This is a genomic window from Lentzea alba (genome assembly GCF_047445655.1).
GTDB lineage: Bacteria > Actinomycetota > Actinomycetes > Mycobacteriales > Pseudonocardiaceae > Lentzea > Lentzea alba_A.
Window position 1 is genome coordinate 303,521 of the sequence record NZ_JAJAEG010000010.1, and the last position, 12,824, is coordinate 316,344.

Here is a 12,824-nt window from a genome sequence, read left to right on the forward strand (position 1 = left end):
GATCCTGTCGACATGCGCTCTCGCCACCTGGTGCTCGTGCTCGCGCTCGGGGCCTGCACTTCGCCCACGACGGGCAAGCCTGTTCCCGCACCCGGAACGAGGGAAGTGTTCGTGGCCAAGTCCGTCGAGCGCGGTGTGGTCCAGATCCTGGAGGACGAGTACAAGATCTCCGGCGTCGGCGTGGCGAGGTGCCCCGAGGGCCAAGCGGTCGAACCGGGGACCTCGTTCGACTGCACCGTCGAGGTCGGCGGACAGGTGAAGACCGTCGAGATCAGGGTCAAGACCGCCGACGGCGAGTACGAGGTCGGTCAACCGCGATGAGGGGCCGGGCTGAGCCCGGCCCCTCACGCCGTCACTTCAGGTCGTACGCGCGGATGATGGTCTGCTGGACCTCACCGCCCGCATCAGCCGCCCGTGCCTTCAAAGACACGTTCTTGGCGTTGTGCGGGTGGAACAGCGTGACCTGCCAGCCACCGCGGGTCTTGCGCAGCGGCACCTGCTTCCACGTCTTGCCCTCGTCGTAGGACACCGACACCGCCGGGTCCTTGATGTCGGTCACGTTGCCGAAACCGTTGCGCTGCACCGTGATCGGCAACGTCAGCACGCGGCCGGCCCGGTTGAGCTCGTCGAGCTTCGGGTCGAACCGCACCGCGAGCAGCGGCAGCGACTTGTACTCCTCGCCGGCGACGTGCTCGGAGGTGAACTGCCAGTCCGTCGTGATGTGCGAGGACTGCGTGTCCCGGTTGAGCTCGACGTGCGCCTGGTAACGGCGCTTCTCCGCCGGCACGTCCGGGATGCGGACGGAGCCCGCGTAGTCGGTCTGCCCGATCACCTTGCCGTCCAGCGTCACCACGGTCTTGCCGGTGTGGTTGCCGTTGCCGGTCGTGCCGATCGCACTGGCCATCGGAACGTCGAGCCGCAGCTGGTTGCCCAGACGTCCGGCGAACCGGACGTAGCGCGGGTCGTTCGGCATGGACGGGCCGTACACGGCGCTGTTCCAGTGCTCGGTGGTGGTCCTGCCGAGCTTGAACTTCCGCGGCACGCCCGTGTACTGGTAGCCGTGGCCGGGGTACTCGTTGAGCTTCGCGAACTCGCTGAGCGAGCCGTACCAGTCCACGTCCGGCGTGTAGAACTCCTTCAGCTTCAACGGCAACGGGCCCGAGGCACCGCTGTCGCGCTGGCCGATGGAGCCCGGCACACGCGCGTGCGTGATCGAGTCGACGCGGGCCAGGTCGCGGTCCTTGACCGTGCGCTGGAGGTTCTCCGGCACGCGGCCCTTCTCGCTGATCCGCACGTGGTACTGGTACGGGCTCAGGTGGAAGAAGCCCGTGCCGTCCGGCTTGGCCAGCACGGACTGTGCGTAGAAGCCGAACTTCGGCCACGACGTCTTCGACGGCTGGACGAACAGGCCCTCGAAGTCGCGCAGACCCCAGGTGCCACCGGTCTCGCCCCAGTTGGCCTGCATGTTGAACCCGAGCTCGGAGCTCGCGGGTGCGGCGTCCTTCTGCTCGACGCCGATGGCCGGCTGGATCGCCTGCCTGGCGTCGAACACCAGGTCCGCCTTGCCGGTGACCTCGTAGGCCGGCTCGGTCAGGATCGTCGTGCGCCAGCGGTCCGTCGGCTGCGCGCCGGGCGTCTGGACGTAGCCGTCCATGAAGAACGTGCCCTTCGGCAGGCGCTGGACGAGCTTGCCGGACGCGTCGTAGCGGAAGTGCGCCTTCGGCTGGTTCACGTCGACGAAGCGGTAGAAGTAGTTCGGTGACGGCTGGCCGTTGTGGTCGAGGAACGTGAGGCTCACGTCGTAGCTCTCGACCTCCTTCACCACGCCGACCGGCACGCGGGTGCCGTCCGAGGCGGTGACGACGGCCGAGTAGATCGCGTCCGGCACGTTGGCGCGGGTGTCCGCGACGACCGTGGCGTCAGCGGTGCCGCCCGCCGGGATCGTCAGCTTGGCCGGCGTGACGCTGAACAGGCCGTTCGCCGCGGGCTTCACGTCGGTGACGCTCAGGTCGAGCGTGACCGGCTCGGTGCCGTTGTTGCGGTAGGTTAGCTTCTGCTCGATGGCCTTGTCGTCGTCGTGCGGCCACAACGCCGTGCCCAACGAGAGGCTGCCGTGGCTGGTGCTCACGTTCGTGGACACCGAACGGCCGACGTCGAGGCGACCGGCGCCCTGCTCGAAGACGGTGAGCGAGGAGTTGGGCTTGGCGCTGTTCATCAGCGCGGCCTTGATGTCCTCGGCCTTCCACTGCGGGTTCTTGGCCGCGAGGATCGCCGCCGCACCGGCCACGTGCGGCGTGGCCATCGACGTGCCGGACAACGAGACGTGCGCGTCGCCGACGGGCGTACCGATCTGGCCGTTCTTGGCCTTCGCGGCAACGATGTCAACGCCCGGCGCGGTGATGTCGGGCTTGATCGCGTTGTTGTTCCAGCGCGGGCCGCGCGAGGAGAACTCGGCGAGCGAGTCGTCGCGGTTCACGGCGCCGACGGTGAGGGCTGCGTCGGCGGATCCAGGCGAACCGATCGGGCCACCGGAGTTGCCGGCGGCGACCACGAACAACGCGCCGGTCTGCGCGGTGATCCGGTTGAGCGCCAGCGACATCGGGTCGGTGCCCTCGTCGGGCCACGAGCTGCCGAGGCTCATGTTGATGACCTTGGCCTTGGCCGCGGCCCACTCCATGCCGGCGATGATGTCGCTCTCGCGCCCACCACCGAAGTCCCCGAGCACCTTGCCGTTGATGATCTTCGAGTCGGGCGCGATGCCCTTGTACTTCCCGTCACCGGTCACGGTCGCCGCGACGTGCGTGCCGTGGCCGACGCGGTCGTCGGTGGTGTCGCTGTCGCTGAAGTTCTTCGACTCCAGCACCGAGCCCGCGAGGTCCGGGTGCGTCTCGTCGACACCCGTGTCGAGGATCGCGACCGTGACGTCCTTGCCGGTGAAGCCCTTCTCCCACGCGCTGGGCGCACCGACCTGCGCCGCACTCCGGTCCAGCGACGCGGTCACCTTGCCATCGAGCCAGATCTTCCCGGTGCCCGCCGCCCGAACACCGGACCAGAAACCGCCGTTCTTCTCGACGGCGAACGCCCGAGCGCCGATGCTCTGCAACGACTCCGCGCCCGCCGCGCTGATCCCCTGCCCCTGCACGATCAGCGGAATGGTCTTCGTCGAGGCGTCGTCGTAGCCGGATCTGGCCAGCAACGAGACGTCGAACAGGCGCTCGTCCAGCTCGCCCGAGTTGAGCCTGGCCTGGGCGTCGAGCGGGACGACGTGCAGGTCGCCCCGCGGGTCCTTGAACGTCCTGAAGCCGACGTTCTCCCTGCCCTTGGCCGCTCTGGTCTGCACTTTCCCGTCGGCGACCGTGACCTCGTCGCCGGTGACGAGCGTGACCTTGGTGGTCAGCCCGTCGGCACGTACTTCTTCCTGTGGTGCCGCAGATGCCGCGGAAACGGGAACGGCTGCCGTGGCGGCAACCACGACAGCCGTCAGCCCTGCGGCGAGATGTGATCTTTTCAACGCGAACTCCCCTGGGTTCACTGTGGAGGTGTTAGCCCTCAGTGACTAAGACCCTTCCCAGAGTGGCCGCGTTGTACTGTGGATCACATCAACGGTTCACAGATTGGCCCGCTCAACGGCCGCCTCCACGTGCAGGCGGGTCGTCGGGAACACCGGAAGCGGCACGTCGGCCTGGGTGATCAGCAGCTCGATCTCCGTGCAGCCGAGGATCACGCCTTCCGCCCCTTCGAACCGCGCGACCACGTCCTGATAGGCGCGGCGCGACTCGTCACGGACGACACCGAGGCACAGCTCGTCGTAGATGATCCGGTGCACGGTGGCACGGTCCTCTGTGGACGGTAGGAGCACCTTGAGCCCGTGCGACTCCAGGCGTTCGCGGTAGAACGGCTGGTCCATCGTGAACCCGGTGCCGAGCAGCCCGACCGTGGTCAGACCGGCTTTGCGAATGGCCTCTGCGGTGGTGTCGCCGAGATGGATCATCGGGATGTCGACGGCGGCCTGCACCTGGTCGAACACCTTGTGCATGGTGTTGGTGCACAGCAACAGGAAGTCCGCACCGCCCGCCTGCACCTGTGAGGCGGCGGAGGCGAGTGCCTTGCCGGCATCGTCCCACCTGCCCTCGACCTGCATGCGTTCGATCTCGGCGAAGTCGACGGAGTGCAGCACGACTTTCGCGGAGTGCAGGCCGCCCAGGCGTTCCCGCACGATCGTGTTCGCGAGGCGGTAGTACTCCGCGCTGCTCTCCCAGCTCATCCCGCCGAGCATCCCGATGGTCAGCATCTGACCAGTCAAGCACTCCAGCGCGGGTCGCGGCCGGTCTTGGCGAGCAGGGCCTCCAGGGCATCGCTGGTCGCCACGTCGACGGCTGCGCCGAACACGCCCATCTCGCGCGCGGTCGGCCCCATCTGCTCGACGAGGGCTTCGAGCGTGCTGACGACCTCGGGGTCGGTGGTGTAGCGCTGACCGGTCGCCTGGGCGAGGTCCCACACGTGCACCGTCAGGTCGAGCAACGCCATCGAGCCGACCACGGTGGCGGGCAGGTTCATCTGGCCCGCGATGCCCTCGTCCGCACCGGGCCGGCCCCACGCCTCGACCAGCGCGGCCATCTCGGCCGGGTACCGGGTGCGCCAGTCGGGATACACGGGGGTGTGGCTGAAGTCGGCGTCCTGCTTGGCGGCGAGCTTCTGGAACTCCACGACGACGTGCAGCAGGTGGTCGAGCAGCGCGCGGACGTCGTAGTCGGCGCACGGGGTGGGCTTGGTCAGGTCGTCGTCGCCGATGTTGGCGATGACGGGCAGTGCGTGGTCGCGGGCGCGGTCGAGCAGGACGCTGAGCTTCATGCCTTCAACGCTATTTCCGCGCGGTTCGTGGCTCTTGAAGAAACGCGCCAACCTAGGATTCGGAGCTGTGCAGGGGCCGCGGAGAGACACTCGCGGGATCGTGGACGCGCGCGAGTTGTTCGCCCGCGTGCGGTTCCGGCGCCGGATGCCGTGCGCGGAGTTGCAGCCGTATCTGGAGCACTACTGGTTGATCGACGGCGAGCTCGACGAGCCGTACACCTCGCACGTCGTGCCGCATCCGTCGGTGAACGTCGTCTTCGAACGCGGGTACGCGCAACCGGAGATCGCCGGTGTCGGGCTCGGGTTGTTCAGCAGGACGCTGCACGGACGGATCCGGGTGGCGGGCGTTCAGTTCCGGCCGGGCGGGTTCCGGCCGTTCCGGGCCGAGCCGGTGTCGGAGTGGACCGGGAAGCACGTGCGGCTCGACGCTCCCGCAGCACAGGTGCTCGATGTGGAGGACGAGGACGAACGGGTGGCGGCGCTCGACGCGTTCCTGCTGACGATGGGGCCCGTGCCGGATCCGCAGGCGACGCTGGCGATGGACCTGGTGCAACAGATCCGCGACGACCGGGAGATCCGGCGGGTCTCCGACTTCGCGCGGGCCGAGGGTGTCGCGGTGCGGACTATGCAACGGCTGTTCGCGGACTACGTCGGCGTCAGCCCGAAGTGGGTCATCCTGCGGTATCGCATCCACGAGGCGTTGGAGCGGGCGGAGGAGGACGTGGAGTGGGCCCGGTTGGCCGCTGATCTCGGCTACAGCGACCAAGCGCACCTCGTAAGGGACTTCACGCAGACTGTTGGGGTGTCGCCTGCGGCTTACGCGCGGGCCCTCACCTGAGCGGCCTGCCCCAGGCCGCGCGAGGCGCTCAATCGAAGTACTCGCACAGCTCGATCAAGATCCCTTCCGGACCACGCACGTAGCAGGTCCGCAGCACGTCCTGGTAGGTCTCGATGTTCCTGACCACCTCGGCACCGTGCGGCTTCAACCGCGCCAGCGTGTCGTCGAGGTCGTCGACCACGAACGCCACGTGCCGCAGGCCCAGGGCGTTGATCGGGGCGTGGGAGCTGCCGTCGATGCTCTGCGGCGTCTCGAACTCGCTGAACTCGATCCGGTACCGCTCGTCGGGGGTCTTCAGCATCGCGATCTCGCTGCGGGAGCCGTCGAGCCCGATGACGCCGTCGACGAACTCGCCCTCCATGTGCATCCCTCCCTCCAGCTCCATGCCGAGCTCGACGAAGAACGCGACAGCGCCCTTGAGGTCGGTGACGGTGATGCCGAGGTGGTGCATGCTCTTGATGGTCATGCCCCAGGGACGGTACCGACGTCTGCGGTTCGACATCGGAAGTGGACCATTTTCAGGGGCGAGATTTGGCTCTGTCAGCTGGTCCGCTTGAGCGGCACAGTGAACGGCATGACTCTCGCCTTCCTGATCACGACGTTGATCGCGGTCGCCACCCCCGGCACCGGCGTGGTGTACACGCTGTCGGCCGGCCTCGCGCACGGGCGGAAGGCCAGCGTGATCGCCGCGTTCGGCTGCACGCTCGGGATCGTCCCGCACGTGCTGGCCACCGTCACGGGCTTGGCGGCGTTGCTGCACACGAGCGCGCTGGCGTTCGAGATCGTGAAGTACCTCGGTGTCGCGTACCTGGTCTACCTGGCGTGGAGCACGCTCAGGGACAAGAGCGAACTGGTCGTCGACACAGACGAAGCACCCACTTCGGCACGGAAGATCGTCGTGTCCGCGGTGCTGATCAACCTGCTCAACCCGAAGCTGACGATCTTCTTCGTGGCGTTCCTGCCGCAGTTCGCGACCGGCCTGACGCAGATGGTGCAGCTCAGCGCGGTGTTCATGGCGCTGACGTTCGTGGTGTTCGCGATCTACGGCGTGTTCGCCGCGTCGATGCGCAACCGGGTGCTGGCCCGGCCGCGCGTGATGGTGTGGCTGCGCCGGTTCTTCGCGGCCTCGTTCGCCGCGCTGGGCCTGAAGCTCGCGCTCACCTGACGCAGGCGGCGGCCCGTTCGAGCAGGAGCGTCTTCTCGCGAACGTTCCGGGTCAGCGAGGCGGCCTTCTCGAACTCCGCCTTCGCCTCGGCCGTCCTGCCCAGCTTGACCAGGAAGTCGCCGCGGACGCTGGGCAGCAGGTGGTAGCCCTGCAACGCCTTCTCGCCGGCGATCTCGTCGACCAGGGCGAGGCCGGCGGCCGGTCCGAACGCCATCGACAACGCCACCGCGCGGTTCAGCTCGACGATCGGGGACGGCGAGATCTGCGCGAGCACCTGGTAGAGCGAGGCGATGCGTTGCCAGTCGGTGTCCTCGGGCTTGCGCGCGCGGGCGTGACATGCGGCCAGTGCGGCCTGCACGTAGTAGGGGCCGGGCGGCTGGTTGAGCGCTTCGGCACGTTCCAACGCCTTCAAACCGCGGCCGATGAGCAGCCAGTCCCACTTGCCGCGGTCCTGTTCGAGCAGCAGCACGGGTTCGCCACCGGGACCGGTGCGGGCCTTCGTGCGGGAGGCCTGGATCTCCATCAACGCGACCAGGCCGTGGACCTCGGCCTCCTTGGGCGCGAGCTCGGCGAGCACTCGGCCGAGCCGCAACGCCTCCGCGCACAGCTCGGGGCGCAGCCAGTCGTCGCCCTGGGTCGCGGAGTAGCCCTCGTTGAAGATCAGGTAGATCACTTCGAGCACGGACGCCAGCCGAGTCGCGAGCTCGGGACCTTCAGGGACCTCGAACGGCACACCGGCGTCGGCCAGGGCCTTCTTCGCGCGCACGATCCGTTGCGCCACGGTCGAGTCGCTGACCAGGAACGCGCGGGCGATCTCCTCGGTCTTGAGACCGCCGAGCATCTTCAACGTCAGCGCGACCCGCGCCTCCGTGCCGAGCACCGGGTGGCAGGCGGTGAACATGAGGCTCAGCAGATCGTCGCCGATCTCGTCCTCGATGCCCTCGCTCGCGTCCGGCGTCGCCTCCTGGACGTCGCGGCCGATCTCCTCGACCTTGCGGTTGAAGTTCTCGCGTCGCCGGATCTGGTCGATGGCGCGGCGCTTCGCGGTGGTCATCAGCCAGGCGCCGGGGTTCTTCGGCACGCCCTCGGTCGGCCACTGCTCCAGTGCCGCGACCAGCGCGTCCTGGGCCATCTCCTCGGCGAGACCGACGTCGCGCACGTATCTGGCGAGCGCGGCGATGACCTTGGCCGACTCCATCCGCCAGACAGCGTCGATGGTGCGGTGCACCGAGGTGGTAGCCCCCATGGGGGCATCAGACCACAGCCACCTGCCGTATTTCCACGACGCACGCCGACACGGGTATGCGCCGCACGCGTTCGACGGCTTCCTCGTGTGTGCGGACGTCGATCAGCCAGTAGCCGGAGACACCGCACACGTTGGGCACGAGGTCACCCGCATCGAGCAGGACACCCGCGCGCAGCAACGCGTCGTGGTGCAACGACGCCAACGGCTGCGAGCTTCGGACGAACACCATGAACCGCATCTCGGCCTCCTCACAGAGACGTCGAACGGGGTGCCGCCTAAATCGACGCGAGCAGATCTTCAAGTGCCACCGCGACACCGTCCTGCTCGTTGGTCAGCGTTGTGCGGTCAGCTGCTGCGAGAACGGCTTCGTGCGCGTTGCCCATCGCGTAACCGATGCCCGCCCAGCGCAGGATCTTCAGGTCGTTGGGCATGTCGCCGAACGCCACCACGTCCTGCGGCTCGATGCCCTTGTCGGCGCAGAGTTTCGCGAGCGTGCCGGCCTTGCTGACACCGAGCGCGCTGACCTCCAGGAGCCCGTCGCCGCCGGAGTGGGTGAACTCGGCCTCGCCAGCCGCCACGGATTCCGCGGCGGCGACCATGAAGTCCGCGGTGTGGTCCGGCGAGTAGGCGAGCAGCTTCACGAACGGCACCGCCCACAGGTCGTCCACGGGCAGCTCGCCGGCCGCGTCCTCGGGCATGCGCAGCACGTAGGCGGGCTCGTAGCGCAGGTGAAGGCCGGTCTCCACGCCGAACCCGACCGACGGGACCGCCGCCCGCAGCGTGGCCGCCACCTTCTGGGCGGCGGCCACGGCCAGCGGACGGATCTCCCGCACTTCGCGCGCGGTGAGGTCGTAGACGATCGCGCCGTTGCTGCACACCGCGGTGCCGGTGAGGCCGAGAGCGTCGAAGAACCGCGGCGGCCGGGCCGTCACGAACACGACCTCGACGCCTGCTTCGGTCGCGGTGCGCAGCGCTTTGAGCGTGCGCGGAGACAGCGTCCGATCGTTGCTCAGGAGGGTGCCGTCGAGGTCGGTCGCGATGAGCTTCACCCTGACTATTCTGCGGTGAAGTCTCCGACGTGATCACGCGCCCACTGCTGGAACGTCCGGTACGGCTTGCCGGTGACCACCCCGAAGTCCGGCCTCACCTCGAACTCGTAGTGGGCGAAGTCGTCCGGGTCGCCGCCGTCGTAGCCGCCGAGCCCGAGGATGTAACGGGCCATCTGCTCCGTCCAGCCGACGCTCACGTAGTAGGCGAGCGCCTCCTCCGTCGTGACGTCGACGAACCGCAACTCACGGCCGATCGCTTCACCGATGGCCTTGGCCATCTCGCGTTGGGTGAGGTGCGGTGGCCCGGACAGCGAGTAGGCCTTGCCCGCGTGCCCGTCCTCGAGCAACACCCTGATCGCCACGTCGGCGACGTCGGCCTCGTGGATCGGCTGCCCGAGCTCGTCCGGGTTCGGGTGCACGATCGTGCCGTCCGCACGGATCGACGGCCCCCACAGGTCGATCTTGTTGATCGCGAACTCGCCGGGCCGCACGTGCGTCCACTCGACCCCGGACGCCTCCACGGCCTGCTCGACCGGCAGATGGTGGCTCTCGTCGTAGCCGTAGGTCACCGAGCTCGAGGACAGCGTCACGATCCTGCGCACGCCGGCCTTCACCGCCCGGTCGACAACCTCCTGCGCGGTCTGCGGGTGCGCGAACAGGTACAGCTTCTCCACGCCGTCGAACGGAATGCTCTCCGGGTCGTCGAGGTCGGCCTTGACGACCTCGACGTTCTTCGGGAACTCGGCTTTGGCCGGGTTGCGGGTGATCGCCCGCACCGGCCCTTCGAGTGCCCGCACCACCAGCCGGCCGACGTTGCCCGTCGCACCGGTCACCAGGATCGTCATCGCATACCCCCTTCGATTCCGTCCAGCAACTTCTCCAGCCCGTACTCCCACGACCCGCGCTCCCGCTCCGCGAGCGTGCCCTCGGTGTCGTAGGCGCCGGCGTTCCACAGGTTCGTCATGGTCGGATACCGCTCGACGTCGAAGTAGTCGTCCCAGAACAGCTGCCGCGCGTGCCACCACGAGTCACCGGACTCCCCGGTGGCCGCCTCCAGCTGTTGATCGTCCACTTCGGACGCCGCCGCGCCGTGCACGAACCCCTCGACCGCCACGTGCGCCACCGTCACCTGCTTCGGCTCCAGGCCGGAGTCGGCGAGCGCGGCCAGCACGAACTCCTGGCCGTCCATCAGTCCCGGCCCGAGCGGCGGCCGCACCATCGACACGTCGCGCATCCACGGATGCCGCCGGTAGACCGTGCGCGTGCGGTCGGCGTAGTGCTTGATGCGCTCGCGCCAGGTGCCCTCGGGCGTGAGGTCGCGTTCCTGCAGCACCACGTCGGCCATCAGATCGATCAGCTCGGCCTTGCCCGGCACGTGCGTGTAGAGCGACATCGTGCCGACGCCGAGCTCCTGTGCGACACGAGCCATCGACATCGAGCCGAGGCCCTCGCGGTCGGCCACCGTGATCGCCGCGGTGACGATCTGGTCGACGCTCACCTTGGGTTTCCTGCCGACCGGCTTCGGCTCCTGCGGCTTGCGCCACAGCAGCGCGAGCGTCCTGGCCGGGTCTCCCCCGCCGCTGCGTTCGGCGGCCATCCGTCCACCCCATTTCCGTAGGCCATACGGAAACAATACCGTATTCCCTACGGAAATGCTGAGCAGCTGGTCAGAGCCACGTAGTCGGCGATGGATCCGCCACCGGCGTGCAGCCGGGTCGCGGCGAGCCGGATCTTGCGCGGCAGGTGCCCGCACTGCGCGGCCAGCTCGTCGGCCGCCCGTGGCTCGGCGAGCACCGCCGCAGGCCCCAGCACCCGCGCGAGCAACGTCCTGGCCTCGGCGGCGTCGAGCGCGTCGACCCGGAAGCAGAGACCGCCCTGCAGCGCGGTCAGCTCGGACATGTCGTTGCGGCTCGTGACCAGCACGGCGCAGCCCGCGGTGCCGGGAAGCAACGGGCGCACGTGGTCGGCGTCCCGCGCGTCGTCCACGACCAGCAGCACCTGCCGGTCGGCGAGCGTGGCGCGGAGGACGGCCGCACGAGCGTCAAGACTGGGCGGCACGTCCTCGACGCCGGCCGCTTCCAGCAGATCGCCGAGCACGTCGAGTGGTGCTCTGGAGCCGCCGAGGCCGATGAACCACTGCCCGTCGGGGAACGCCGACCGCAGGCGGTGTGCGACCCGGACGGCGACGGTGGTCTTGCCGACGCCGGGCGCGCCGGTGATCGCCGCGATCATCACGCCGCCGGGTCTTCGCAGGAACTCGGTCAGCCGGTCGACCAGTTCGTCGCGGCCGACGAAGTCCGCGACGTCGAGCACCAGCTGGCACTGGGTCCGCCACGGCCGCCCGGCGGCTCCCGTCGTGAGCGCCGGGTCCGCGGTGAGGATCTGGTGGTGCAGCCGCCGCAGCGCTGGACCGGGATCGGCGCCGAGTTCGTCGGCCAGCCGCCGCCGGATCCGCTGATAGACCTCAAGAGCGCCCGCTTGGCGACCGTTGCGGTACAGCGCGGTCATCAGCTGGCCGGCGACGCGTTCGTCGAGCGGGTGCCGACCGGCCACTGTGGACAGTTCGGGCACCAGCGCCGCGTGCCGGCCGCAGCGCAACGCGACGTCGACGTGGTCGAGCCTGGCCTCCCACAGCTCCAGTTCCGCCGACGTGCGCGCGTCGGCCAGCCACGGCGTGTCGTGCCCGGCGAAGAGTTCGCCCCGCCACAGGCTCAGCGCCTGCTCGAACACCTCCAACGCCGCGCGGTCGTCGGAGGTGGCCTTGGCCTGCCGGACGAGCAGCCGGAACCGGTGCAGGTCGATCAGGCGCTCGTCGGCGGCGAACAGGTAGCTGCCACGGCGTCCGGTGATGCGCACTCCAGCGGCGCGCAACCTGGCCAGGTAGGTGTGCAGCGAAGCCCGCACGCGCAGTGGTGGGCTGTCCGCCCACACGCGGTCGATCAGCTGGTCGGCCGACACCGGCCTGTTCGCCTCGGCCAGCAGCACCGCGAGGACACAGCGCTGTTTGGCCGGCCCGATGTTCACCTGGTGATCACCGGCGTACGCCTCGACGCCCCCGAGAACCCGGAACTCGATCACGATTCCCCCTTGCCCCCGGCTCAGGGATAGCGAGGCGGACCAGGCGATTCAAGCGAACAGCAAGAAACTGCCCCACCCAGGTCAGGCAGCTTGCTCAGGTCGGCCCAGGGGACGGTCCGGCAATTCCCGAAATGCCGCACGAGGGGGAATGGAAAAATGAGGAATGCACTAGCGATCGCGTTCGCTGTCGCAGCGCTGCTGGCAGGCGCCAGCACCGCGACAGCGGACACCACGGCCACTGCCGGGGCTCCGGTCGAGGCATCCGCTTCAGCCGCCGCGTGCCCGGTGTCGGGGCAACGGGTCAAGACCTCGTCCTCGCCCGCTGTCTACGTCGTCGGCCCCGGCCGGTACCTGTACTGGATCCCGAACGAGACCGTCTACAACAACCTGTTCCGGACCTGGGCCGGCATCGCGACCTACAACAACCTCTTCGTCGACTGCTACAGCTCCGCGAGGACGTTGACCAACGGCCACCTGATCAAGCACCCGTCGTTCCCGCACGTCTACATCTGGGACGGTTTCCTGGGCCACTACCGGTGGATCACCAGCGCCGGGGTGTGTCAAACGAGCGGTGTAACTCGGGTTGAAGGAACTACT

General features: G+C 68.7%; 14 protein-coding genes. 4 read left to right on the plus strand and 10 right to left on the minus strand.

Annotation, left to right across the window (positions count from 1 at the left end; translation table 11 throughout):
• Positions 1 to 12 precede the first annotated feature (12 nt).
• Positions 13 to 321, plus strand: coding sequence for a DUF4333 domain-containing protein (locus tag LFM09_RS19150; protein ID WP_414097838.1), 309 nt, complete (start codon positions 13 to 15; stop codon positions 319 to 321).
• Between the two features lie 31 nt (positions 322 to 352).
• Here the strand turns inward: LFM09_RS19150 and LFM09_RS19155 are convergent, their stop codons facing one another.
• The 3 genes from LFM09_RS19155 to LFM09_RS19165 all read right to left on the minus strand — a co-directional run bounded on the left by LFM09_RS19155 (position 353) and on the right by LFM09_RS19165 (position 4,851).
• Positions 353 to 3,511, minus strand: a complete 3,159-nt coding sequence (locus tag LFM09_RS19155) for a S8 family serine peptidase (RefSeq protein ID WP_414097839.1) — start codon at positions 3,509 to 3,511, stop codon at positions 353 to 355.
• Between the two features lie 96 nt (positions 3,512 to 3,607).
• Positions 3,608 to 4,291 carry an aspartate/glutamate racemase family protein gene (locus LFM09_RS19160; RefSeq protein ID WP_414097840.1) on the minus strand — a complete coding sequence of 228 codons (684 nt, stop codon included), beginning with the start codon at positions 4,289 to 4,291 and terminating at the stop codon, positions 3,608 to 3,610.
• A gap of 8 nt (positions 4,292 to 4,299) precedes the next feature.
• Positions 4,300 to 4,851: a TIGR03086 family metal-binding protein gene (locus tag LFM09_RS19165; RefSeq protein ID WP_414097841.1), complete on the minus strand. Its 552-nt coding sequence runs from the start codon at positions 4,849 to 4,851 to the stop codon at positions 4,300 to 4,302.
• A gap of 100 nt (positions 4,852 to 4,951) precedes the next feature.
• On the opposite strand from LFM09_RS19165, the gene LFM09_RS19170 reads away from it, so the two are divergent.
• On the plus strand, positions 4,952 to 5,689 hold the full coding sequence (locus tag LFM09_RS19170; RefSeq protein ID WP_414097842.1) for an AraC family transcriptional regulator: 738 nt from the start codon (positions 4,952 to 4,954) through the stop codon (positions 5,687 to 5,689).
• 28 nt (positions 5,690 to 5,717) lie between these two features.
• On the opposite strand, the gene LFM09_RS19175 is transcribed toward LFM09_RS19170, so the two are convergent.
• Complete coding sequence (locus LFM09_RS19175) at positions 5,718 to 6,155, minus strand: VOC family protein (protein ID WP_414097843.1); 438 nt, start codon at positions 6,153 to 6,155, stop codon at positions 5,718 to 5,720.
• A gap of 108 nt (positions 6,156 to 6,263) precedes the next feature.
• On the opposite strand from LFM09_RS19175, the gene LFM09_RS19180 reads away from it, so the two are divergent.
• A complete protein-coding gene (locus LFM09_RS19180) occupies positions 6,264 to 6,854 on the plus strand; it encodes a LysE family translocator (RefSeq protein ID WP_414097844.1) in 591 nt (196 codons plus the stop codon).
• Here the strand turns inward: LFM09_RS19180 and LFM09_RS19185 are convergent.
• Genes LFM09_RS19185 through LFM09_RS19210 form a run of 6 tightly spaced genes read right to left on the minus strand, consistent with a single transcriptional unit; the run spans position 6,847 to position 12,227 of the window.
• Positions 6,847 to 8,100, minus strand: coding sequence for an RNA polymerase sigma factor (locus LFM09_RS19185; protein WP_414097845.1), 1,254 nt, complete (start codon positions 8,098 to 8,100; stop codon positions 6,847 to 6,849). The genes LFM09_RS19180 and LFM09_RS19185 overlap by 8 nt on opposite strands.
• Positions 8,101 to 8,107: 7 nt before the next feature.
• Entirely contained in the window at positions 8,108 to 8,338 is a 231-nt protein-coding gene (locus LFM09_RS19190) for a hypothetical protein (protein WP_414097846.1), read from the minus strand.
• A 37-nt stretch (positions 8,339 to 8,375) separates the two neighbouring features.
• The gene (locus LFM09_RS19195) at positions 8,376 to 9,149 is read right to left on the minus strand and encodes a Cof-type HAD-IIB family hydrolase (RefSeq protein WP_414097847.1); all 774 of its coding nucleotides are present in this window, start codon (positions 9,147 to 9,149) and stop codon (positions 8,376 to 8,378) included.
• 5 nt (positions 9,150 to 9,154) lie between these two features.
• Positions 9,155 to 9,994 (minus strand): SDR family oxidoreductase, encoded by an 840-nt coding sequence (locus LFM09_RS19200; RefSeq protein WP_414097848.1) that lies wholly within the window; start codon positions 9,992 to 9,994, stop codon positions 9,155 to 9,157.
• Complete coding sequence (locus tag LFM09_RS19205; RefSeq protein WP_414097849.1) at positions 9,991 to 10,746, minus strand: TetR/AcrR family transcriptional regulator; 756 nt, start codon at positions 10,744 to 10,746, stop codon at positions 9,991 to 9,993. The genes LFM09_RS19200 and LFM09_RS19205 overlap by 4 nt, the downstream gene beginning before the upstream one ends.
• Positions 10,747 to 10,793: 47 nt before the next feature.
• On the minus strand, positions 10,794 to 12,227 hold the full coding sequence (locus LFM09_RS19210) for a BTAD domain-containing putative transcriptional regulator (protein WP_414097850.1): 1,434 nt from the start codon (positions 12,225 to 12,227) through the stop codon (positions 10,794 to 10,796).
• Positions 12,228 to 12,383: 156 nt separating this feature from the next.
• On the opposite strand from LFM09_RS19210, the gene LFM09_RS19215 reads away from it, so the two are divergent.
• On the plus strand, positions 12,384 to 12,824 hold a 441-nt coding region (locus tag LFM09_RS19215; RefSeq protein WP_414097851.1), incomplete at its 3' end, for a hypothetical protein.

Bases quoted from the DNA above. Each gene is read 5' to 3' on its own strand.
- LFM09_RS19150 (WP_414097838.1), top strand. From the start codon at position 13: ATGCGCTCTCGCCACCTGGTGCTCGTGCTCGCGCTCGGGGCCTGCACT.
- LFM09_RS19160 (WP_414097840.1), bottom strand. From the start codon at position 4,291: ATGCTGACCATCGGGATGCTCGGCGGGATGAGCTGGGAGAGCAGCGCG.
- LFM09_RS19165 (WP_414097841.1), bottom strand. From the start codon at position 4,851: ATGAAGCTCAGCGTCCTGCTCGACCGCGCCCGCGACCACGCACTGCCC.
- LFM09_RS19175 (WP_414097843.1), bottom strand. From the start codon at position 6,155: ATGACCATCAAGAGCATGCACCACCTCGGCATCACCGTCACCGACCTC.
- LFM09_RS19180 (WP_414097844.1), top strand. From the start codon at position 6,264: ATGACTCTCGCCTTCCTGATCACGACGTTGATCGCGGTCGCCACCCCC.
- LFM09_RS19185 (WP_414097845.1), bottom strand. From the start codon at position 8,100: ATGGGGGCTACCACCTCGGTGCACCGCACCATCGACGCTGTCTGGCGG.
- LFM09_RS19190 (WP_414097846.1), bottom strand. From the start codon at position 8,338: ATGCGGTTCATGGTGTTCGTCCGAAGCTCGCAGCCGTTGGCGTCGTTG.
- LFM09_RS19200 (WP_414097848.1), bottom strand. From the start codon at position 9,994: ATGACGATCCTGGTGACCGGTGCGACGGGCAACGTCGGCCGGCTGGTG.
- LFM09_RS19205 (WP_414097849.1), bottom strand. From the start codon at position 10,746: ATGGCCGCCGAACGCAGCGGCGGGGGAGACCCGGCCAGGACGCTCGCG.